Annotated in this window: 21 protein-coding genes and 1 pseudogene; 8 read left to right on the top strand and 14 right to left on the bottom strand. The window is 58.3% G+C overall.

The genetic code is table 11. The annotated features are described in order from the left end of the window. Positions 1–23 precede the first annotated feature (23 nt). Entirely contained in the window at positions 24–779 is a 756-nt protein-coding gene (locus FS819_RS25270; RefSeq protein WP_156551200.1) for a helix-turn-helix domain-containing protein, read from the top strand. A 97-nt stretch (positions 780–876) separates the two neighbouring features. On the opposite strand, the gene FS819_RS25275 is transcribed toward FS819_RS25270, so the two are convergent. From FS819_RS25275 to FS819_RS25330, 12 genes and pseudogenes are all read right to left on the bottom strand, one after another. Beyond that, the gene (locus FS819_RS25275) at positions 877–1,776 is read right to left on the bottom strand and encodes a ribokinase (protein WP_156551201.1); all 900 of its coding nucleotides are present in this window, start codon (positions 1,774–1,776) and stop codon (positions 877–879) included. Then, positions 1,773–2,648 (bottom strand): MurR/RpiR family transcriptional regulator, encoded by an 876-nt coding sequence (locus FS819_RS25280; protein WP_156551202.1) that lies wholly within the window; start codon positions 2,646–2,648, stop codon positions 1,773–1,775. The genes FS819_RS25275 and FS819_RS25280 overlap by 4 nt, the downstream gene beginning before the upstream one ends. Beyond that, positions 2,645–3,631: an ABC transporter permease gene (locus FS819_RS25285; protein ID WP_197434220.1), complete on the bottom strand. Its 987-nt coding sequence runs from the start codon at positions 3,629–3,631 to the stop codon at positions 2,645–2,647. The genes FS819_RS25280 and FS819_RS25285 overlap by 4 nt, the downstream gene beginning before the upstream one ends. A 19-nt stretch (positions 3,632–3,650) precedes the next feature. Beyond that, entirely contained in the window at positions 3,651–5,171 is a 1,521-nt protein-coding gene (locus tag FS819_RS25290) for a sugar ABC transporter ATP-binding protein (protein WP_156551203.1), read from the bottom strand. 127 nt (positions 5,172–5,298) lie between these two features. Then, positions 5,299–6,362: pseudogene (locus tag FS819_RS25295) on the bottom strand (sugar ABC transporter substrate-binding protein). Positions 6,363–6,453: 91 nt separating this feature from the next. Next, on the bottom strand, positions 6,454–7,425 hold the full coding sequence (locus tag FS819_RS25300; RefSeq protein WP_156551284.1) for a sugar phosphate isomerase/epimerase family protein: 972 nt from the start codon (positions 7,423–7,425) through the stop codon (positions 6,454–6,456). Positions 7,426–7,537: 112 nt separating this feature from the next. Beyond that, the gene (rbsK, locus tag FS819_RS25305) at positions 7,538–8,476 is read right to left on the bottom strand and encodes a ribokinase (RefSeq protein ID WP_156594644.1); all 939 of its coding nucleotides are present in this window, start codon (positions 8,474–8,476) and stop codon (positions 7,538–7,540) included. A gap of 10 nt (positions 8,477–8,486) precedes the next feature. Continuing rightward, entirely contained in the window at positions 8,487–8,942 is a 456-nt protein-coding gene (locus tag FS819_RS25310; protein WP_156551205.1) for an RbsD/FucU family protein, read from the bottom strand. A 41-nt stretch (positions 8,943–8,983) separates the two neighbouring features. Further along, complete coding sequence (locus FS819_RS25315) at positions 8,984–9,844, bottom strand: carbohydrate ABC transporter permease (protein ID WP_234613951.1); 861 nt, start codon at positions 9,842–9,844, stop codon at positions 8,984–8,986. 70 nt (positions 9,845–9,914) lie between these two features. After that, complete coding sequence (locus FS819_RS25320; protein WP_197434221.1) at positions 9,915–11,009, bottom strand: carbohydrate ABC transporter permease; 1,095 nt, start codon at positions 11,007–11,009, stop codon at positions 9,915–9,917. Positions 11,010–11,164: 155 nt separating this feature from the next. Beyond that, the gene (locus FS819_RS25325) at positions 11,165–12,826 is read right to left on the bottom strand and encodes an ABC transporter substrate-binding protein (protein WP_156551208.1); all 1,662 of its coding nucleotides are present in this window, start codon (positions 12,824–12,826) and stop codon (positions 11,165–11,167) included. A 78-nt stretch (positions 12,827–12,904) separates the two neighbouring features. Next, entirely contained in the window at positions 12,905–13,966 is a 1,062-nt protein-coding gene (locus tag FS819_RS25330; protein ID WP_156551209.1) for an ABC transporter ATP-binding protein, read from the bottom strand. 362 nt (positions 13,967–14,328) lie between these two features. On the opposite strand from FS819_RS25330, the gene FS819_RS25335 reads away from it, so the two are divergent. The 3 genes from FS819_RS25335 (at position 14,329) to FS819_RS25345 (ending at position 16,006) form a co-directional block, all read left to right on the top strand. Continuing rightward, positions 14,329–14,769, top strand: coding sequence for an RbsD/FucU family protein (locus FS819_RS25335; protein WP_234624924.1), 441 nt, complete (start codon positions 14,329–14,331; stop codon positions 14,767–14,769). Between the two features lie 106 nt (positions 14,770–14,875). Beyond that, a complete protein-coding gene (locus FS819_RS25340; RefSeq protein ID WP_156551211.1) occupies positions 14,876–15,133 on the top strand; it encodes a WGR domain-containing protein in 258 nt (85 codons plus the stop codon). 111 nt (positions 15,134–15,244) lie between these two features. After that, positions 15,245–16,006 carry a FadR/GntR family transcriptional regulator gene (locus FS819_RS25345; RefSeq protein WP_156551212.1) on the top strand — a complete coding sequence of 254 codons (762 nt, stop codon included), beginning with the start codon at positions 15,245–15,247 and terminating at the stop codon, positions 16,004–16,006. Positions 16,007–16,010: 4 nt separating this feature from the next. Here FS819_RS25345 and FS819_RS25350 read toward each other — a convergent pair whose 3' ends face one another. Beyond that, positions 16,011–16,796: a carbohydrate-binding protein gene (locus FS819_RS25350; RefSeq protein WP_156551213.1), complete on the bottom strand. Its 786-nt coding sequence runs from the start codon at positions 16,794–16,796 to the stop codon at positions 16,011–16,013. Between the two features lie 11 nt (positions 16,797–16,807). Beyond that, complete coding sequence (locus tag FS819_RS25355) at positions 16,808–18,616, bottom strand: heparinase II/III domain-containing protein (protein ID WP_156551214.1); 1,809 nt, start codon at positions 18,614–18,616, stop codon at positions 16,808–16,810. 213 nt (positions 18,617–18,829) lie between these two features. Here FS819_RS25355 and FS819_RS25360 point away from each other — a divergent pair, with 213 nt between their 5' ends. Genes FS819_RS25360 through FS819_RS25375 form a run of 4 tightly spaced genes read left to right on the top strand, consistent with a single transcriptional unit; the run spans position 18,830 to position 22,933 of the window. Next, positions 18,830–19,792 carry a carbohydrate ABC transporter permease gene (locus FS819_RS25360; RefSeq protein WP_156551215.1) on the top strand — a complete coding sequence of 321 codons (963 nt, stop codon included), beginning with the start codon at positions 18,830–18,832 and terminating at the stop codon, positions 19,790–19,792. Between the two features lie 3 nt (positions 19,793–19,795). After that, complete coding sequence (locus tag FS819_RS25365) at positions 19,796–20,632, top strand: carbohydrate ABC transporter permease (protein WP_156551216.1); 837 nt, start codon at positions 19,796–19,798, stop codon at positions 20,630–20,632. Between the two features lie 4 nt (positions 20,633–20,636). Beyond that, positions 20,637–21,809 (top strand): glycoside hydrolase family 88 protein, encoded by a 1,173-nt coding sequence (locus tag FS819_RS25370; protein ID WP_156551217.1) that lies wholly within the window; start codon positions 20,637–20,639, stop codon positions 21,807–21,809. Positions 21,810–21,823: 14 nt separating this feature from the next. Continuing rightward, entirely contained in the window at positions 21,824–22,933 is a 1,110-nt protein-coding gene (locus FS819_RS25375; protein WP_156551218.1) for an ABC transporter ATP-binding protein, read from the top strand. The last annotated feature ends 11 nt before the right edge of the window (positions 22,934–22,944 follow it).

Below are 22,944 nucleotides of genomic sequence, written 5' to 3' on the forward strand. Positions count from 1 at the left end.
TCTCCATCGCCGAGAGGCCAATCATGCCCAGACATCCGTTTACCTTCCAACGGGGCTTCAAACACCGCGGCGAAGGCTTGCCAATCCATGCCCACGACGAGGCGCAACTCACCTTTGCCGCATGTGGGATGGTGCAGGTTCACACTGAGGAAGGCAGATGGCTGGTACCTTCACAGCTCGCAGTCTGGATTCCCGCTTGCATTCCCCATCGCGTCGATGTCTTGACGGACGCCGAATTATGGATGGTCCATTGGGAGCCATCGGCGGCGCAAGAATGGGCGCCTCCGGTACCGCTCGATCAGACGTTTGCTTTACGCGTGACCCCGCTCATGCAGTCTTTGCTTGATGCGGCTTTCACGGGCGATGTGAGCGAGGAGAAGGGGGAACTCGTAGCCAAGCTGATGCTGCACGAACTGACGTCAACGGCCCACGCGCCAACATTCCTTCCCCTGCCGACAAGCACAATCGGGCTCCGGGTTGCCGACATGGCTCTCAACGATCATCAGAGCCTGATGAGCATCGATGAACTTGCATCGCGGGCCGCGACATCCGTGCGAACCTTGAGCCGATTGTTTCCTTCGGAGACAGGATTGACCTTCAAGGCCTGGCGACAACGGGCACGGATCGTGCAGTCGATGGATCTGCTCGCCAAGGGAAAGCCAATCGCTCGCGTGGCTGCCGACTTCGGGTTTTCCAGTCCCGCTTCGTTCTCTCACGCTTTCCGGCAGGTCACGGCCATGACGCCAACCCAGTTTATGGGGGTGAAACCTTTAGCCTAGAGTCTGTCAGGTTCAGATTGAACCAGACAGACTCTCGATTCTCTTGTTTTCGTTTGTCTTTTCGGGAAAACCGGTTTCCACTTTTCCCTGGCAAACTCTAAAGGCGTCCAGCCTCCGGTGTTGCAACCAGTTTTGCGGCCTCGATATTGGCCAGTGAAAGTGCGTCGCGCATCGATTTTCCCGTGGCGAGGGCTGCGGCCATCACGCCAATGAACATGTCGCCGGCTCCGTGCGTGCTTTCCACTTTCACCTTCACGGCAGGCAGGACAATTTCGTCTCCGCCTCGACTTGCATAGGCGACACCCGCGCCGCCTGCGGTGACGACAACGTCCGGAAAGTTCGCCAACAGTCTCCTTGCCGCTTCCAATGCGCCATAGAGCGTTTCGACAACCGGGACACCCGCCAGCATTTCAGCCTCGATGGCGTTGACGACGATGATGTCGACCAGGTTTTGAAGGTCGGCTGACAGGGCGCGCGCCGGTGCAGCATTGATCAGGACGCGGCCCCCAGCCTGCCGGACGGCCCTTGCCGCGGCGACATTGGCGGTGTCGGGCACCTCGTTCTGAAGCACAAGAACCGTTGTCCGACCCAGCAGTTCGGCTGCGGCTGCAACATCCTGATCGCCAAGCGTCAGGTTGGCGCCGGACACAATAACCGCACCGTAATCGCCCTGCGCGTCGAAAATCGCCACGCTCATGCCGGTGGCGTGGCCGGTAGTCGCCGCCGCGTCGCGCCGCACGAAGCGATCATCAACCTGTCGGCGTTTAAGATTTTCCAGCAGAAACCGTCCGAATTCGTCGTCGGCAACTGCGCCGATCATGAAGGTAGAGACGCCAGCCTGTGCTGCCGAGACGGCCTGATTGCCGCCCTTGCCGCCACTTTTGGGGTGCCAGGACGTGCCTGTAACCGTTTCTCCCTGACGTGGCCGGTCTGGACCGAAGACCGCGATATCATAATGCAGGCTGCCGAAAACGGTGACGATAGGCGAGGATGTCATGGAAGGCGATCTTTCCGTTTGGAGGTGACGGCGGACATGGTGCGGTCGAGATTGCGCTCGGCGGCCTGATAGTCGCGCTGGGCGACGGCGACGAAAATGGCGTCGAGAATATTGAGCTGCGCGATGCGCGCCGCGGCATTTTCGCCCATCAAAGGCGAGCCTTGTGCGGTGGAACACAAGACCACGTCGGCGGACTGGGCGAGCGCGGAGGAACCGTAATTGGTCACGGCAATGGTGCTGGCGCCGTTCTTGCGGGCAAGTTGCAGCGCCTCAATCACGGCAATCGTATTGCCCGAATGCGAAAAGCCGATGGCGACATCGGTATCGGCAAGAAGGGCCGCCGACATCAGCATCATGTGCGAATCGTCGAAGACGCTGGCGCGCACGCCAATTCTCAAAAACTTGTGGGCCACATCCCGGGCGATCTGCGCCGAGCCGCCGACGCCGTAGAAATCCCGGTTTCGAGCCTTGTGGATCATGTCCGCCGCCTGGTCGAAGGCTGCCATGTCCAGAATGGCAAGCGTTTCCTCAAGGGCGTGGATCGAGGTGCGAAAGACTTTCTGGACGATTTCAAGCGAGGTATCGTCAACCGACAATTCCTGATGCATTTCGGTGGTCGGCTGGCGGTTATATTGGCTGACGGAAGACCGGAAATCCCGAAAGCCGGAAAAGCCGAGCTTCTTGGTGATCTTCACCACCATGGCTTCTGAAACACCGGCATTTTCGGCAATCTGTTTCAGCGAGGTCTCCTCGCTGAAATCACGCATGCCGAAGACCGTATCCACGACCTTTGCTTCCAGCGGCGTCAGCATCGGCATCATCATGCGAATGCGCGGCCCCACCGCCTTCATGTCAAAGCCATCAGCGTTCATTCCCGTCCCCTTGTCGCGCGATCAATCATCATTGCGACGAGGATTATAAGGCCGGTGGCGAGCAGTTGATAGAAGGCCTGGACATTCATCAGCGTCAAACCATTACGCATGGCGCCGAGGATGATGGCGCCGAGAATGGTGCCGACAATACTGCCCTTGCCGCCCATCAGCGATGCACCGCCAATCGCCGCTGCCGCAATTGCATCCAGCTCCCAGAGATTGCCGAGAATGGGTTCGGCAGCCCCAAGACGGCCAATCAGGATGAGAGAGGCGAGTGCAGCGAGCCCGCCGGAAATCACATAGGCAGTAATCTTGGTGCGGGCGATTGGAACGCCTGCCACGTAAGCCGCTTCCTCATTGCCGCCAACCGCCATCAGGTATTCACCAACAGGCGTCTTCTTGAGCAGCACCCAGGCGGCGACCGACACACCGGCAACGATCAACACCGGGATTGGCAGGCCGATCAGGGTTCCATTGAACAGCGCCCGAAAACCCGGCGGAATGCCCAGCACCGGATTGCCGCCGGTGAAGATCAGCGCAATGGCTCGGTAAGTGCTGAGTGTCCCCAGCGTAACGATGAAGGGTTGCAGGCCGACATAGGCAACGAGCACGCCATTGATAAAACCGCATATGGCGCCGACGCCAAGCCCGGCGAGGATCGCCAGAGGGATGGGCGTACCACCCAGCAGCAGCGTCGCCGTCATCACGGCGGCAATGGCGGCGGTCGGCCCGACCGACAGATCGATGCCGCCTGAAATGATCACCAGCGTCATGCCCAGCGCCAGGCACGCGTTGATACTGGATTGCTGGAGGATATTGGTCAGGTTGCGCTCCGACAGGAAGCCGGGAACGAGCGCTGCAAATACCGCCATGATGACGATGAGACCGATCAGTGTTCCGGCATCACGCAGCGAGACGGAAAAGCGGCGAAAGGTCGGGGTGGCCGGGGCCGATTGGCTGGTGGCGGATGAAGAGGCGGTCATGGAGAAAGATCCTCTCTGTTTATGCAGGATGTGCGATGGCGGCAGCACCGGCACTCGCTCCTGGAATGGCGTGGGCGAGAATGGCGCTTTCCGTCAGCTGGTCGCGCAAGATTTCAGCGGCGATCTGCCCTTCCCGCATCACCAGTACGCGGTCGGAGAGCCGGATGACTTCGGGAAGTTCGGAGGAGACGACGATGATCGAATGGCCTTCGCGGGCCAGGGCTTCGATCAATTGGTAAATCTCGGATTTTGCCCCGACATCGATACCGCGTGTCGGTTCATCGAACAGCAGGATCTGCGATTTGGCCGCCAGCCAGCGGGCAATGATGGCCTTTTGCTGGTTGCCGCCGCTGAACAGACGGACAGGGCGATCAAGCTGAAATGGCCGCAGGTTGACCCGCTTCAGCAAATCCTGTGCGCTGGCGCGCAGTTTTCCGGTGCGGATCAGACCGGCGGAGGAAAAGCTGGGAAGCGATGCCAGCGCCATGTTCAGACTGACCGGACGCAAGGGGATGATGCCTTCGCGCTTGCGCTCTTCCGGCACAAGGCCGATACCTGCGGCAATCGCGTCACGAGGATTGCGCAGGCGCAAATTCTTGCCATCGATGGCCATCGACCCCTCGCTCAAACGATCGACACCGGCGATCAACCGCAGCAATTCCGTGCGTCCGGAGCCGACCAGCCCGGCAATGCCCAGCACTTCCCCCCTTTTCAGGGTGAAGGAGACATTTTTGATCTTGGTGGCTGAAGACAGATTGCTGGCTTCCAATCTGACCTGATCGGTCACGAAGGAATGATGGGTTTCCTGCATCAGTTCACGCCCGACCATCATGGCGATGACTTGTTTTTCTGATGTGGCTTTCATGTCGACGATGCCAACGAGCTTGCCATCCCGCATGACGCTAGCGCGCTGGCAGATACGGAAAACCTCGTCCATCTTATGCGAAACATAAATAATCGACACGCCACGGGCCGAAAGATCGGCGATCACTTCAGCCAGCCGGTCGAACTCGCTCGGCGTCAAGCTGGATGTCGGCTCGTCCATGGCGATGACCTTGGCCTTATCAAGCAGGGCGCGGCCGATCTCCACAATCTGCCGCTGCGCGACTTTCAGACTGGAGATGGGCGCGGAGACGTCGATGCTGCGGTCGATCATCGACAGCGCTTCGGCGGCGCGCTGTTCCTGCTCCCGGCGCGAAACGAAAAGCCCGCCCATATGGGTCAATGAATGGCCGAGAAACATGTTCTGGGCAACACTCAGATGCGGCACCTGTTGAAGTTCCTGATGGATCATCGCAATACCGGCCTGTCTTGCATCAAGCGGCTTGCGAAATGCCACAGCTTCGCCATCGACGAAAACACTGCCAGAGGTTGGCCGGAACACACCGGATAGAATGCGCAGAAGGGTTGATTTTCCGGCGCCGTTTTCCCCGAGTAGCCCGTGAATTTCTCCGGGCGCAACGTCATAGCTCACATCCGTCAGCGCGTTGACGCCCGGAAAACTTTTGGAGATTGTTTCAAATCCCAGTCTCGGCACCATATCTCACCCTCCTCCTGCTAGACACACGATGCCGACCATGACAGCCGGCATCGCTTTAAGTTTTTGTTTTGCATCGGATTTATCCGAAAACCGATTCTCAACTCTCGGTCCAATGCTCTAACGTCGGTTATTTAGCCGCCTTGGCGTCTTCCATCAGCACAGCGCGCACATCGACGCCCTTGCCCTGGTAGCGGGCGAGGTTGTCGGCGGTGATCAGCGCCTGAGGCGTTGCGACAACGCGCGGCAGCTTCTGACCGGCAACGAGCCGAAGGGCTGTTTCCATGGCCACCTCACCGGTTAGAACCGGAAAGCTGTCGACGGTCCCGGTCAGCTCGCCAGCCTTGATCGAGGCATAGGCATCCGAAATACCGTCGGTGCCGAAAACAGCGACCTTGCCCGCTAGCCCTGCGGCCTTGACGGCTTCGACCACACCCAGCGCCATGCCGTCATTGTTGGCATAGAAGCCGATGAGGTCTGGATGCTGATTGAGGATGTTGGTTGCTGCATCGTAAGACGTCTGGCGGTCCCAATTGCCGGGAACGCTGGCGACGATCTTGAAACTGCTGTTTTCACCGATGGTGGATTTGAAGCCGTCGGTGCGTTGCACAGCGGCATAAACGCCGGCCTGGCCCTCGATGATCGCCACCTTGCCGCCCTGTGGACGGTTGGTGATGAACCATTTGGCGACGCGCACGCCGTTGTCGCGCTGAACATTGCCAACATAGTGCTCGGCCTGCGGGATCACGGCATCATTGACGTCAACAACAGGAATATTGGCGGCCTTGGCCTGTTCGATCACCGGCTGAAGATTGGAATCCGTCTGTGGCGACACCAGCAGGACGTTATAGCCTTGGGTGATCATCCCTTCGGCAATCGTCAGCTGGCCAAGCTGGTCGCCTTCGCTTTGCGCCGCCTGATAGGCGACCGGAACATTCTTCGCCTTGCCGAACGCAGCATAGCCTTCACCGAGCGACCGCCAATATTCGTTGGTCAGCGTCTTTGAAACTGCGCCCGCCTTGGTGCCGTCGGGAAGCTTCGGAAAGGGGCCGAATTTTGCTTCCAGCTGCGACCAGCCATACGGTCTTTTTCAGTGTCGGAATTGAGCGGGGCAAGCTGCTGTGCAAAGGCTGCGCTGAACAAGAAGCTGGCAGCAAGGCCTGTGGCAAGCGTCATTTTCATCATCGTCTTCATCGGTTCCTCCCAGGTGATATCATCAGGCACGCCTCCGGCATGCCTTTGTTTTCAAAGGTTTGAAATCTTTTGGTATTTGGAGTTTCGGGTCTTAGCCCAGCATCAATTCCTGAACGATGGCCTGCGCGGACACGGCATCCTGACGGTCGATGGCACCCGAAAGACGATTGTCCTGATCGAGGCGATCGACAATCCGCAACATGCGCTTGACGGTCTGGATATTGACCTGGCATTCATGGACGGGATCAAGACCCGTCATGTCCGGGAACGTGTCGAAGTAGATGGCGCCGTCATAGCCGTCCTTGCGGATCTGGCGCAGAAGCTCGATGGTCTGCTGGGTGTGGACCGCGCCCACCATCAGGCCATCGTCGCGCTTGGCATAGCCATCGTTGAGATGAACGCCGAGAACACGGCTATGGCGGGCAATCAAGGCAGCGGCAAAGGCTGGCTGCTCATCGGCGTAGAGCACGTGGGCAAAGTCCAGCGTTACGCCAAGATTGGGCATATCGACATCCCTAATGGCTAGCAATGTCGTTGCTGCATCCGGCATCAGACTGTAGGAGCGAGGTTCGTTCGGCTTGTACTCAATGCTGATCTGGCAATCCGGATCATGAGCGCAAACTTCACGAATTCCGTCAATTTCGTGTTGCCATAGCCTGTGATAATCGGCCTGGAAGGCATAGTCGAACCCATCCTGGCCGAGCCAGAGCGTCATCAATTGGCTTCCTGCGGCGCGGGCCGCATCGATCCCGGCCTTGGTGAGATCGATGGCTTCCCGCCGGACTGCCGGATCGGGATTGGTGAATGCGCCGATCTTGAAAGCGGGATTGGTGTAATAGCGCATGGCGAACCCATTGATCGCCAAGCCCATATCTCCTATCTGGCGGGCCAGAACAGCCGGATCTTCGCCAACATGATCGGGATAATTGAGGTCGAGATCCGTCAAACCATCGACTTTTGCGGCACGCTTTGCCATTTGCAGCATGGTCGGCTTGCCGGACAGGTCTGGCCATTCAGCCTTTGGGCAGGAGGCAAAGGAATTCAGGCGGGTTGCAAATTTCAGCTGGGTCACGGCTCGGGCTCACTTTGATCGCTACACTTCATACTTCACAAAATAATTATAATTTGTAAAGTAAAAAATGTCTTAGGCCCCAGTGAATTGCCTGGAGCCGACCTCAGCGACGCAGCAGTGCCTCGATTTCACGGCGTTCCGGCATGGCGGGCGCCGTTCCCCGGCGGGTCACGGCGATGCCCGCCGTTGCACATCCGAACCGGACCGCCTCAAGCGGGGTAAGTCCATCGGCAAGGGCTGCCGCAAAACCGCCGACAAAGGCGTCCCCTGCCCCTGTCGTATCGATGACAGGCCCGGCTGCAATGGCCGGAACCGCCACCGAGGCATTGTGGCTATGAAACAACACGCCTCTGCTGCCCAGCGTGATGATAGCAGTACCGACACCGCGCTCCAGAAGCACATCCCCCGCCCGCTTCGCATCTTCGAGCGTATCGAGCGGAAAACCAACCAATGCAGCGGCTTCGGTTTCATTGGGAATGATATAGTCGCACAGCGGATAGATCGCCTCTGGAAACGGCTCGGCGGGCGCGGGGTTGAAGATCGTGGTAACGCCAGCCTCACGGGCGATCATCAGCCCGTGGTGGGCCGCCTCGGCGGGTTGCTCCAGTTGCGTCACAAAAATCGCGCTGGTCTCGATGGTTTGCCGTGCCGCCTCAACATCCTCAATGGTAATGGTTCCGGCAGCGCCGGGATAGACGATGATGGCATTGTCACCTGTCTTGTCGTTGACATAGATGAAGGCAGCACCGGTCGGCTGGTCGTCCATAACAGTCAGTTTCGGCAGGACACCGGCCTGCGCATAGGTCTTCAACGCCAGATCACCGAATGTGTCTCGACCGATCTTCGAGATAAAGGAGACGCTGGCGCACTCCCCAGTCCTTGCTCCAGCTCTTGCTGCCGCAACCGCCTGGTTGGAGCCTTTGCCGCCTGGGCCGACGGAAAAGCCGCTGCCGGTGATCGTCTCGCCCACGACTGGCAGCCGTGCCGCAAGATAGGCGGTATCGGCGACGAAGATTCCGAGTATCGAAACGCCCTTGCCCATGCTGGTCTCCTTATACCGCAGCGGGTGGGATGACGCCCTTGGTGAACAGGAAGCAGCCGTAGAAACGGGTTTCCCCGGTCGAAATCACACAATAGGCCCTCTTCGCAAGATCGTAGAACGCAAACCGCTCAATGCCATACATCGGCGACGGCTTGCCCTCGGCGTGGTCGATTTCCGCTTGCACCTCGCGTTGCACCGGTTGGATGTCGTCCGGCGCACCCATGACTTCCATACGGCCTGCCGAATTTTGCAGGGGCGTATCGAGCGGCAAAACCGACAGCAGGACGCGCACGGCTTCTGCGGCTGACAGATTGGCCATGGACAGCGGGCGGCCCAGCACGGTCTGACGTGCAACACTATCGCTAGGAAAATTGGTGTCGGAAATCACAAGCGTATCGCCATGCCCCATGGATCGCAGCGCATGCAGCACGTCGGCATTCAGGGCAGGATGAAGATTTTTCAGCATGGGACACTCCTTGTTTAACTTAGCTCAATGCAATGACTGGCCTATTTGACCGCACCGGCGGTCAGGCCCTTGACGATATAGCGCTCCAGAAAAATACCGACCAGAACGAGCGGCATGATGGCGGCGGTGGCGATAGCGGCCATGGACCACCAATTGATCCCTTGCGAGCCGGTCTGACTGGCCACCATGACGGGCAGCGTCTTGGCGTTCGAACTGGTCAGGAGCGCTGCGAAGAAATACTCGTTCCAGCAGAGAATGACCGAAAGGATGAAGGCGGCCACCATTCCCGGCAGGGCGATGGGCAGGACGATCCGCATAAACGCGCCCCAGATCGAACAGCCATCGACCAGTGCTGCCTGCTCGAGTTCGACGGGGATCGTGTCGAACTGGTCGCGCATGATCCAGATGACGATGGGCAGCACCATCAGCGTATAGACGAGGACAAGCCCGGTCAGCGTGTCCAGCAGCATCAGGTGTTTATAGAGCACCAAAAACGGCATGGCGAGCACGACGGGCGGCAGGATCAACTGGGACAGGAAGAAGAACGAGATATCCTTGTTGCGTAACCAGAGGAATTTGTAGGAAAACCGGCTAAGGCCATAGGCCGCCAGCGATCCGATCACCACAGCCAAAAACGAGGCTCCGGCTGAGGCGACGACACTGTTGAAGAACCGCCGCATGAATTCGTCGCGCACCGTCGAGGCCACGAATATCGTGTCCGGCGAAAGGCCAAGCGATCGCCAGCCCTTCCAGTCCGGCGTAAAATCCACGAAGGGAATGAGGTGGCCCTGGGTGACATTGACCGCGGTCTTGAACGAGGTGGTGATGGTCCAGTAGATCGGAAACAGCGAGATAAAGGCCCAGAACACCAACGCCGCATAAATCAGCAGGCTGCCCGTCATGAAGTGAGGGCGGCGAAACCTGGGGTCAGGGCCGCTCTGGCGGGTGGGATTGGGTGCCATGGTCTAACCCTTAGTTGGAACGTTGCAGCCAGCGGCTCGTCACCTTGAGGATGAGCGAGACGAAGATAATGATGATGACGAGATAGAACTCGGCCAGCATGGTGCCGTAGCCGACATTCGACCGGTCACGATATTCCCGGAAGATGAAGCTGGAGACCGTATCTGTCGCGCCGCCGGGTCCGCCTGCGGTGACATTGATGACGATATCGGCGAGCTTCAGCTGGAAAATGATCCGCAGGATAATCACGGTGACGCTGACGGGCAGCATCAGCGGAAAGGTGATTTCCTTGAAGTTTTGCCAGCCGGACGCGCCATCGACCTTCGCCGCCTCCTTGATTTCCGTTGGCAGGGCCTGAAGCCCGGCCAGAAGCAGGATCATCATGAAGGGGATCGACACCCAGGCATCCATGGCCATCAGCGAGAGACGGGCAAGCCACGGCGTCGAGAAAAAGGCGGGGTTGTCCCATCCGAGATGTCGCGCAAGCGTTGCCGCCGGGCCGAAGCGATATTCCATCAAGGATTTGCCGATCATCCAACTCACGGCAACCGGGCTCAGCATCAACGGCAGCAGGAAGGCAACCCGAAAGAACTTTCGGGCCTTGATCTCGGCGTTCAAAAGCAGCGCCAGGCCAAAGGCAATGGCATATTGCACCAGAACCGCCAGAACATAATAGACCATGTTCAACAGCGCATTCCAGAAATAAAAGTCGGCAAACAGCGTGCGCAGGTTATCGATGCCGTTGAACCGCCGCCCTGCGGCAGCGCTGAGGTTCCAGTCGGTGAAGGCAATGTAGAGGCCGAACACCGTGGGAAATACCACCATGGCGACCGTAAACAGCACTGCCGGTAGAACGAACACGGCACGCTGTCCGCTTTCGCCACGGATCATGATTTGCGCGGCGCACAGAGCCACCGCCCAGACGATATAGGCATAGAGCAAGGGACGCCAACTGACGAGACCAAGCGAGGTCACCCCGGCTACGTCGAGAATTTGCAGAACGAGCACGCCGAGCAGCAGCACGGTGGCCACCGCAAGCAACAGGCGGCCACGCCGGGCGCCTGTTTGCCGCTGTGATACACTTGTCGTCGGGCGAATGACAGGCATGGTCGTGTCGGACATAAGCAAACCCTTGGGCATAACGCCCTGCATAAACCGTGGCCAAGAGTGGCTTTAGGCGGTCAATAAAGGTCAGGCGACATTGGAAAGCCGCCTGACGCCGTATAGAAATACCAGCGGCAGTTTCCCGCCGCTGGCATGGGTCAAACGCCGAGCGAAGCCTTGTAGAGCGATATCTGCTTGTCGCGGCCAAGCTGATCGGTGAGTTTTTCCCAGGCAGCCGCAATGGCGTCGGCGCCTTCCTGGGGCTTCACCCTGCCCGCAAACACCTTTGCCAATTCGTCTTCCGCCACGCTGTAATATTGGAAAATACCGGGAATACGCGGTTCAATGGCAGCGTTCGGATGGTTGTAGGACTTCGACTGGGAGGCGAGATAATTGCTGATGAACGCTTCCTCATAGCCCGCTGCCACCCATTCTTTAATGTCGAACTGGCTCTTGCGATAGCACTGGAAGCCGGAGGGATAGGCTGCCGTCCACAAGGCGAGATCCTTGCCGCCGAGATGGGCCGCCGCACTCCAGGCTGCCTTCTTTTTCTTTTCATCCTTATCGACACGGGCCATGACGTAAACGCCCCAGCCCAGATAGGCCATGTTGGGCGCATAGTTTGGCCCGCTCGCCAGCGTCTCCCATTTTCCGGTCTTGGCATTATAGACATCGTCGGAGCCGGGAAGAATGTCGAAGGCGATGGTATCGCCGACCACCGAACTGTCGCTGGTTTGGGCGCTCTGCCCGACATCGCCCCACCAGGAGACCATGGAGCCGGTTCCGGCCAGAAACTGCTGAAATGCCGTCGTGCCCGGATCGGCGTTCAGCTGGTCACCGGCTTCGGAAGGCAGCGCATCGACCACATCCTGTATGGCGCGAACCCAGGCCGGATTGTTAATGCGCGGCTTCATCGTATCGACGTCGAACAGCCAGGCCTTGTCAGCCGGGTGCTTGGCATAGGCCGTCGCGCGGCTGCCGAGGAAGTAGAAACCAAAGCCACCCCAGGCCTTTGGCGCGTCGAGATAACCGATGGCATCGGCGCCAGCGATTTTCTTGCCCTTAAGGAACTTGGTCGCTTCCTGCACCTGTTGCCAGGTTTTCGGCACGCCCCATTCGCCCGCATGGCCTTCGGCTTTCCAGGCCTTGGCGAGATCAGCGTCGGTGAAATAATCCTTGCGATAGTTGAAGTTGTGGCAATCGCCATCCACCGAGACGCGGTAGACTTTGCCACCCCAGGTGCCGACCGGGGCCTTCAGGTAATCGACGTAATCGTCCATGTCGATCTGGGCCTTCACCCAGTCCGGCATTTCCGAGGCAAGGCCCTTGCCGCAAACATCGCCCTCAAACGGCGCGCCCATTTCCAGCAGGTCAAAATCCACGGTGCCGGTGGCAATCGCCTGTTGAAGACGGGGATTGTAATCGGCCTGGGCCAGGTCGATCCAGGTAATCTTGGCGCCAGTATAATCCTCCCAAGGCTTCAGGAAACCGCGAAACAGTACATTGTGCAGATTTTGATTGTTCAGGCCCATGAAGGACAGTTCGACGCCAGCGAACTCTCCCTTCTTGACGGTCTTCTTTGTGGCCTCCAGGCACATCTCGCCGACCTTCTGCCAATCGGCATCGGTGGGAGACCCCTTTCCAACGCCGGGTATTTGCAGGATCTGGGTGCGCAGGGACGCTTCATCGGCAAGCGCCGTTCCGGCATTGCCCAGCAACCCGCCAGCCGCCGCCACAGCCCCAAGGCTTGCACCGGTCTTCAGGATGGCGCGACGGCTCAGGCCTATCGCCATCATCCTCTCGTATTCGCTGACTTTCATGTCTGTCTCCTCCCTTGTTCGCCTATGTCAAATAACTGCTTTCGCGTGTCCCCTCCCGTGGACACGCGAAAGCAGGCCCTATTCCAACCGCAACCCCGTTTCACCGTCGAACAGATGGACCATGGCCGGGTTCGGCGTCATGGCAATCAGTTGTCCAGGCGGCTCTGCCAAACGCTCGCGAAAAACACCGATGACCTTCTGTTGGCCAAGCCGGGCAAAGACCTGGGTTTCCGTTCCGGTCGATTCCAGCACGGTGACGTTGGCGGTAACGTCGCCGCCAAGCACAAAATGCTCAGGCCGGATGCCGTAGAAAGCCGCTCGTCCGTCCGACCCTGCAGGAGCTGAATTCAAGGGCAAACGGATGCCCTCTTCGGTCTCGAAAAATGGTGTTGTTGAGGCCCGGATATGCCCCTTGATCAGGTTCATCGACGGCGAACCGATAAACCCAGCCACGAACATGTTGGCTGGCGCATCGTAAAGTGCCAGCGGCGAGCCGATCTGCTCGACGCGACCATTCCGCAACACGACGATACGGTCCGCCATGGTCATGGCTTCGACCTGGTCATGGGTCACATAAATCATCGTCGTCGCCAGACGGCGTTGCAATTCCTTGATTTCAGCCCGCATCTGGACCCGCAGTTTGGCGTCGAGATTGGACAGAGGCTCATCGAAGAGGAAAACCTTCGGATCTCGCACAATCGCCCGGCCCATCGCCACACGCTGTCGCTGCCCGCCGGAAAGCTGACGGGGATAGCGAGCCAGATAAGGGACCAGATCGAGAATTTCCGCTGCCTTGCGAACGCGCTCGTCAATGAAGGGCTTGGTTTCACCGCGCATCTTCAGCGCAAAGCCCATATTCTCCGCCACCGTCTTGTGCGGATAAAGCGCATAGCTCTGGAAAACCATGGCGATATCGCGATCCTTCGGCGGCAGGTCGTTGACGACCTTTCCGTCGATGACGACATCGCCAAACGTGATCGGCTCCAACCCGGCAACCATGCGCAGCAAAGTGGACTTGCCGCATCCCGATGGGCCGACAAGAACCACGAATTCACCATCAGGGATCTCGACGGAAACGCCATGGATAACCGTCAGGCTACCATAGGCCTTGCCGACATTGACGATATTCATCGATGCCAAAAGCAGTTCTCCTCCCAGGACGGCGCGCCTTGCGCACACCGTTTAAGCGGTTTTCCGGGAAACCGTAACGGTTGGAGACCTCCCTCTCACCGTCCCAGTCCTTGCGTCCGGAAAGACGCTGTCTTCGACAGGAACTTCACATAGTCTTTTATTTTGGTAAAGTCCGTTATTGCATTTCGCCTAAATATTTTCGATGTTCATCGAAATGCAGTCGGAACGGGGGTTTTGGCGTTGTTGAACTATGGATTGCGGTGAATATGGCCGTCGTGCTGCCCTGTCTAAAACATCGCCGTATTGAGTAACATCACAAAAAAATGTCAAATTGTGAAGAAAATCACGACCACAAAGGGAAGGCAAGGCCAGTGCTGAAGGGAATAGATCCGGTTTTGAACGCTGAATTGCTCCATGCCTTGATGCTGATGGGCCACGGCGACCAATTGGTGCTGTGCGATATCAACCATCCGGCAGAGACGATTGCCAAGCACACGACCTATGGCAAGCTCATCAATCTGTCGGGTTGCGGCCTGGAGGTTGCCACGGCGGCGATCCTGACGCTCTTTCCCCTCGATACCTTTGTGGACGCGCCGGTGAAGAGGATGCAGGTGGTTGGTGATCCCGGTGGGCAGGTGCCGATCTTTTCGGCCATCCAGCGTGTGGTGGACCAATCGGAAGGACGACCGGTGAAGATCGACGCCCTGGAACGTTTCGCGTTTTACGCCGAGGCAAAGGCGTCCTTTGCGATCGTCAGAACGTCCGATCCCGGCCCCTACGGATGTTTTATTTTCAGCAAGGGCGTCGTTTAATTCGAACGCAAATTTGTCTTGATCTATCAGAGGCGTGAATCGATCAGGCTGGATCGATTCAGAGAACTCGTTGGACGCTTGCATCGAACCACGCCAGACTCTGGCCATGGAGAAAGAGAATAACAGCCCCGTCCAACTTCGCCGCATCGACCCGTCGCAAAACATGCGGCGCTTTTACACGCTCGCACTGCAACCGACCTTGTTCGGCGGCGCTTCGGTGATCCGCAACTGGGGTCGGATAGGTACGACAGGCCAGACCCTGATCGAGACTTTTGATCGAAAGGAGGATGCCCAACATGTGCTTTCACGCCTTGAGCGGACAAAAAGAAAACGTGGTTATCATGATGCGGGTCGTCTATCTTGAAAGACGTAAGACATATTTATGCTCTTTTCCAGAGCAGTTGAATTTGCGTACGATTCATCATACATATTCTGCGTAGAAGGACGAAAACGACTCTGCCTTCGGCGACAGGGTATGAAAGTGGTGGATGGTGTGACCGGTCAAGTGAAAACACGCGCCAAGGGCGCTGGCTCCCTGGTCGCACAGGTTAGCGAAAGCCTTCGCAAGGCGATCCTTGGCGGGGATTATGCGCCGGGCGATCGGCTTCCCAGCGAAATGGAACTGACCGAGGCCCATGGTGTCAGCCGGACCGTCATCCGCGAGGCCGTAACCGGCCTGCGTTACGATGGGCTGGTGGAAGTGCGCCAAGGGGCCGGCATTTTTGTCCTCAATCATCATCAATCACGCTCAAACCCGTCGAAGCTGGATCGCGCCCGGCTATCGTCCGATCTAGAGGTTTTGGAGATCCGCACCCCACTGGAGATCGAGGCTGCCGGGCTTGCCGCGCTGCGCCGTTCGCCGGCGCAGGAGGAAGCGATTTTCGATTGCCATGCAAAATTGCTGGCCTGTATCGAGGCCGACCGCTCCATTCGAGAGGCCGATCTGGCCCTTCATATGGCGATTGCTGCGGCCACCAATAATCCGCTGTTTACGCAATTTCTTGAGATGCATGGCGCATCCGCTATCCCTCAGTCCAAAGTGGTCGCGGAAAACCGGGCGGCTGAGCAAACGGCCTATCGCCGCCTCATCCACAGAGAACACCAGGCCGTGGTCGTGGCCATTTCCGACGGCGACGAAAAAGCCGCCCGCGCTGCCATGCAGGATCATCTGCGCGGAAGCCAGTTGCGTTACCGTGATCTGCTCCGCGATCTGCGCGGCATCGGCAGCGAGGCCTGAATTTTCAGGCTTCCGTCCCCCACGCCTCAATCTGAGTCAGCGCCGGAAACGGCGATGGATCATCAGCTTTTATGAGACTGTGCAGCCTAACCCATTCAGTCCGTGTTTCGGGCAGGCAAAAACACTGGGCGGCAGAGGATTTGACCAGCGCCAACCGCGTTTCTTCTCCACCCGAAAAGCTCAGGACAGCACTTTCCCACCAGGCATCGTGCGGAAAATCAGCGCGCAGAGTGAGAACCACTTCGCTGACCGTGACCGGGCGGCCGAAAAACAGGGTCAGGGCAGCCTGCGGGTCCCTGTTGATCCCCCAACTGGTGAACGGCCAGAAGCCGTGATTGTTGTTGGCCCGCTCACCATCGATGACATTGCGAACTGCGAAGGCCGCCTCCCCGCGTGTTTCGACATTGGCCTCGACATGCGGAAAAGCTTGAGAATTGGCCTGGTCGTCCAGGGGGTTAAAGGCAAGGTTTCTCTGTGCCGCTAGTTCTTCCGGCCTGGCCTTCGCCGCGTGAAGCCGGTGCAGATCTCCGCAAAAAGCATGGGGTGGATAGGCGATCTTCCTGGCGCCGAACGGTATGGAAAAGCTGAAACGGCCCTGCGGCAGATAGAGGATGGCCGGGGCCATGGCGGCATCGAGTGCCAGGCGAACATGACCGGGCTCTGACACTTCGACCAATAGCCGGTCGCCGTCACGGTAGGGCTGGCGATAGACCAGAAAGGCTTCGTGGTCTGCACTGCTTTGCGCTAGATTTTGACCCGCAGCATCCACCACTGTGAGTGTCACTCTCATTCTCACCCTCCTCAAGTAATCGTCAGTGATAAGCGCGAGGTCTGAAACGGCAGCAGAATGCGGAAAATTCTGTCCGGCCATGCCTGCCGCAGCCGGGGATCGCCGATATCGATGACCTCGATGATCGGTTCTGCCGCACCGCTCACACTGATTTCGCCGAGCCCTTCCAGGACCAACCTCCCCGCTTGCGCGCGGGGCTCAAGGCAGGTCATCAGCGACAGAACGGCATGCTTGTCACCGTCATGCTCATCGACAATCTCGACATGGCTGCCGCGAATGAGCCTGACGCTGCGGCGATAAGAGCGTAGCGCTGCTTCCTTCGGGTAAGCTGCGGCCAGTTCCAGCGAAATGCGGGCCTCCTCCACCTCGAAAGCCGTCTTGACATAACGTGCGGCACATTCCGGTCCATCCCGCTGCATCACGCCTGCAAAAGCCGGAAGGTTGTGGTAGGTCGACTGCATCGTCCAGATCTCATACCGCTGCGGCGAGAAAGTCTTCGCCGTATAGGTCTCGACGCCGATATCGATGAGAAATGGTTGTCCGTCCTTGTAAAGCGTCAGGCTGCCGACATCGTTATGATTATGGCTTTCGCCATTGTGTCCGCCCTTCACCGCCAGATCGAAACGGCTGTCGCGGGCAATGAAAAGCCCGGTGCCGGGGTAGAAAATATCGCCTTTTGCCGCCGGATTTGCGGGTGCTGACGCAACATCCGGCAAGCGCGTGGCCGCCGTCAGCCTGTACCAGAGGTTCCACTCCTTCGACAGCAGTGGATCGGCGGATTGTCGAAGATCGGCAGCGGCAAAATCCATCAGCACCTTCGAGCCAACCGCTTCGCCGAACAGATATTCCCGGATGCTACAGGGCTCCAGAACTGCGGATGAATCGGCAAAATTGAAATAATGCCGTCCAGATACATGCATGTTGAGGATGTATTCCGCCATGTTGCGGATCTTTTTTGTCTGCCAAAGCGGACGGCACAGGTCCGGCGCAACCTGATCCAGCACGGTCATGGCACTAAACAGACAGAGAGCTGCATGGCGATAATAGAGGACGCCTTCCTCGCAGGCCCCGTCCTCGGCATAGTCCTTGAGAAAGGCATCGAGACTGCCGAGCGCCTTGACCAGCACTGCGCGGCGGATCTCCTGGCTGGTGGGCAGGGAAAACGTGGTGATCAGCACGTTCTGAGTGATCCACGCCGTCCAATTGTTCATCCGCTCGCTCCCCTGCCCCATCCACCAGAAATGCCGGGTAAGATAAGGGATGATGATACGGCGGTGGATCTCCTGTTCTATGCGGGCGGGCAGGCGCGGATCGCGTTGCGCAAGAGCAGGTCTTAGCAGCCAAACCAGGGTTGCCAGGTTCGCCGCCGTTTCTGCCGCGAAGAGATCGACCACCGGGTCATCAGGATCGGGCAGTGGCTGGCGCGGACCGCCGCGTCCATAGGCATTATGCGCTGGCAATTGCCAACCGCTCTCCTCACAGATCAGGATGACGCCATCGATAATCGCGTCGATGAAGTCGCCCTCGCCGCCCTCCCCCGCGTCTTTCGCGCACTCAGCCAGAACCAGATCGTTCAGCATCAGGCGACGGCGGAAATACAGGTCTTCGAAGCGCGAGCGGTTTCCTGTCTGGGTATAGTCACGGTAATGGGAGGCGAGGATTTGCGGCCATTCAGCCTCCAGCGCCGTGCGGCCAGCACCCTTTAGGGGGGTGAGATGTTCGGCGTCCAATCGTTGCAGTAACGCATGGACGTCGGCACCTGCGACCGGTTGGAAATCGGCAAGGTGGGACGGCAAGCTGCCGATTTGCTCGCTGAACATGGTGTCCGCCTCCTCCGTCCTCACCGTCTAGCGATCTCCTGCTATCATACCTATTTTCATCTTTCCAGTAAATTTGTCTGATGTTATCGGAAGTTGTTTGACCAATAAACGATCTATGCTATGCAGGGATCGGGAGACGGGTGCAACCGACAGGCGGCCCCGCATGGAACGCTTGAGCATGGCACGATACGGCTTCGTGCGGGAGGAAAGCTGATGACGGTCATCAGTCCGGTTCTATCTGGCGGCAGCGCCGAGAACGGCAAAGGTGCGACCTCGAAGCGCCGGGTGCGGATCGTGTCCAGGCGCCGGCGGCGGATCGAAAATGCGCTGATTGCCTATTCCTTCATTGCCCCAAATTTCCTAGGCTTTGCCGTCTTCACGCTCGGCCCTATTCTGTTTGCCTTTGCGCTGGCCTTCATGCATTGGGACGGCTCAAATCCGATCACCTTTGCCGGGCTCGACAATTTTTGGCGGCTGTTTGAAGACAAGGCCTTTATCGCCGCCTTCTGGAACACGGTCATCTACACTCTTGTCTCGGTGCCTGCGACGCTTGCCTGCGCGCTTGGTCTTGCCATCCTGCTCAACCAGAAAATCCGTGGTCGCGATTTCTTCCGCACCGCGATGTTCTTTCCTTATGTCGCGTCGCTCGTGGCCGTGGCTGTCGTCTGGAACATGCTGTTCAATCCCGAAATGGGTCCGGTGAACATGCTGCTCTACACGCTCGGCCTCGACCCCAATGACATGCCCGGCTGGGCCGCCGACCGGCACTGGGCGATGGTTACCGTCATCCTGTTCGGCATCTGGAAGAGCATGGGCTATTACATGGTCATCTATCTGGCCGGGCTACAGGGCATCAATGCCGAATTGTACGAGGCAGCCGGTCTCGATGGCGCCAATGGCTGGCAGAAATTCCGGCATGTCACCCTGCCGCAGCTGGCCCCGACGACGTTTTTCGTCACGGTTATGCTGACAATCCAATCCTTCAAGGTTTTCGACCAGGTCTATATGATTACCCAGGGCGGGCCTGGAACCTCGACCCTCGTGCTGGTCTATCATATCTATAACGAAGCCTTCATTTCCTGGGATCTCGGCTATTCCAGCATGATTGCGCTGGTGCTGTTCTTCCTGGTTCTGGCGGTCACCGTGATCCAGTTCCGCCGCCAGAGGGAGGACTGAACCATGCGGATTGCCGGACGCAGGATCAAGGTCTCGACAATTGCCATCTACGCAACGGTCATCGCCGTCACCATCATTATGCTGCTGCCGTTTGCCTGGATGCTGTCGGCCTCGCTGAAGCTCGACCGCGACGTCTTTGTCTTCCCGATCGAATGGATGCCGGCCCATCCGCGCTGGCAGAACTATGTCGATATCTGGACGAAGATTCCGCTGGCCCTGTTCATCTACAACACCTCGAAGCTGACGATCATCGTTACGCTTCTGCAATTGCTGACGTCGAGTTTCGCGGCCTATGCCTTTGCCAAACTGCATTTTCCCTTCAAGAACACGCTGTTTCTCGGCTATATCGCCACCATCGCCATGCCCTGGCAGGTCTATATGGTGCCGCAATTCCTGCTGATGCGCGAATTCGGGCTGAACAACACCCATTTGGCGCTGATCTGCCTTCAAGCCTTTACAGCCTTCGGCGTCTTCTTGATGCGGCAGTTCTATATGTCGATCCCGACGGAACTCTGCGAAGCCGCCCGGATCGACGGGATGAACGAATACCAGATCTGGGCGAAGATCATGCTGCCGTTGTCGAAGCCAGCACTATCGACGCTGACGATCTTCACCTTCGTCACCACCTGGAACGATTTTCTGGGGCCGATGATCTATCTCACCAAGACCGAGTTGAAGACCATCCAGATCGGGCTTCGGATGTTCATATCGCAATATTCCGCCGAATACGGGCTGATCATGGCGGCGTCGGTTGTCGCGCTCATTCCCGTGCTCGTCGTCTTTTTGGCCTTGCAGCGCTTCTTCGTCGAAGGCGTCGCATCAACCGGGCTGAAGGGGTGATGTCATGAATGCCATGTTTTCCAATGCGCCACAGCCGATCACCGATGAAGAGGTGACTATTGCGCTCGACATCGCGGTCGCCCAGGTGCGGCGCAATCTGCCTGACTTCACCTATGCGGCGCAAAACCATTCCAGCGTCGGCAACAGGTATCCGGCGGTTGCCAACGACCAATGGACGGCAGGTTTCTGGCCGGGCGAAATCTGGCTCGCCTATGAGCATAGCGGCGATAAGGTGTTTCGATATGCCGCTCAGATCCAAGTGCAAAGCTTTCTGCATCGCATCGAAAACCGCATCGCCACCGATCATCACGACATGGGGTTTCTCTATTCGCCCTCCTGTATTGCCGGGTGGAAACTGGTCGGCGACGAGGATGGACGCAAGGCGGCACTCCTGGCCGCCGACCAACTGATCGAACGCTACCAGCCCATCGGACAATTCATCCAGGCCTGGGGCGCCAAGGGCAATCCAAACGAATACCGCTACATCATCGACTGCCTGCTGAACCTGCCGCTGCTCTACTGGGCGACTGGCGAAACAGGGGATGAAAAATACCGCGAGATTGCGCTCTCCCATGCGCGCACCACGCTTGCCCATTCGGTGCGGGAGGACTGCTCCACCTATCACACCTTCTACATGGACCCCACGACAGGCGCTCCGGTACGGGGCGTGACCAAGCAGGGTTATAGCGACGACAGTTTCTGGGCACGTGGGCAGGCCTGGGGCATCGCGGGCATGGCCCTGTCCTATCGCTACGAGCGCATTGCCGAATATCGCGACGCTTTTGAGCGGTTGCTGGGCTTTTATCTGCAACGGCTTCCGGACGATCTTGTGCCGGTCTGGGACCTGATCTTTTCAGCAGAGGACGGTGAGCCGCGCGACAGTTCGTCCGCCTCCATCGTCGCCTGCGGCCTTCTGGAAATGGCCGATCTCGTGGAAGACGCAGACGCCGCCCGCTACCGCGATCTTGCGCGGCGGATGATGAAAAGTCTGGCCGATCACTATGCCGTCAAGGATCCATCCGTTTCCAACGGACTTGTCCTGCACGGAACCTATTCGAAGAAAACCCCACACAACACCTGCCGCGGCGAAGGTGTCGATGAGTGCGTGTCCTGGGGTGACTATTATTACATGGAAGCTTTGACGCGCTTGTCGCGCAACTGGTCTTCCTATTGGTGATGCGTGAGGGATAAATGGCAAGCATTTCGCTGAAAAAGCTCAATAAGTCCTTCGGCGCACTGAAAGTGGTGCACGATATTGACCTTGAGATCGCCGACAAGGAATTCATCATCCTCGTCGGGCCGTCCGGCTGCGGCAAATCCACCACGCTCAGAATGATCGCGGGGCTCGAGGAGATCTCCGGTGGGCAATTGCTGATCGGCGAAGACCTGATGAATGACGTTCCGTCGAAGGATCGCGACATTGCCATGGTCTTCCAGAATTACGCGCTCTACCCGCATATGACCGTCTACAAGAATATGGCGTTCGGGCTTGAGCTGCGGAAAGCGCCGCGCGATGTGATCGAGACAAAAGTCCAGGAAGCGGCGAAGATCCTCGACATCACCCATCTGTTGAACCGCAAACCCAAGGCGCTGTCGGGCGGACAGCGGCAGCGCGTGGCGCTGGGCCGTGCCATGGTGCGCAATCCGGAAGTGTTTCTGCTCGACGAGCCGCTGTCCAACCTCGATGCCAAGCTGCGCGGCACGATGCGCGCCGAAATATCCAAGCTGCACAAGCGGCTGAACGCCACCTTCATCTATGTCACCCATGACCAGGTGGAAGCCATGACCATGGCCGACCGTATCGTGGTCATGAAGGATGGCCATATCCAGCAGGTCGATACGCCGCAGCGGCTTTATGACCATCCGATCAACATGTTTGTGGCGGGCTTTATCGGTGCGCCGCAGATGAACATGCTTCCCTCGACGATCCGGCGCCAGGGGGATGGTTTCGTCGCCGTCTTCAACGATCATGCCCTGCCCTTGCCGAACACTTTCGACCAGAGCCGCATCGCGTCCTATCTGGACCGCGACATCGTTCTGGGCATACGGCCTGAAAATTTTCATGAGCTGGCACCCGGCGATATTGATCCGGCCAATACCGCACCCTTGGAGGCGGTTGTTGAATTGGCCGAACCAATGGGCTCGGAAGTGCATCTCAATCTCGTCGTCGCCGGGCGCTCCATCGTCGCCCGCGTATCGCCGCGCTTCAAGGCCAAGCTTGGTGAGCAGGTGCGTCTCACCGCCGACATGACCAATGCCCAATTGTTCGATCCGCAGACCGAGCGATCGATCCTCTATTGACAGGACAACAC

This window comes from Allorhizobium sp. Av2 (genome assembly GCF_021462805.2).
GTDB classification, from domain to species: Bacteria; Pseudomonadota; Alphaproteobacteria; order Rhizobiales; family Rhizobiaceae; genus Allorhizobium; species Allorhizobium vitis_G.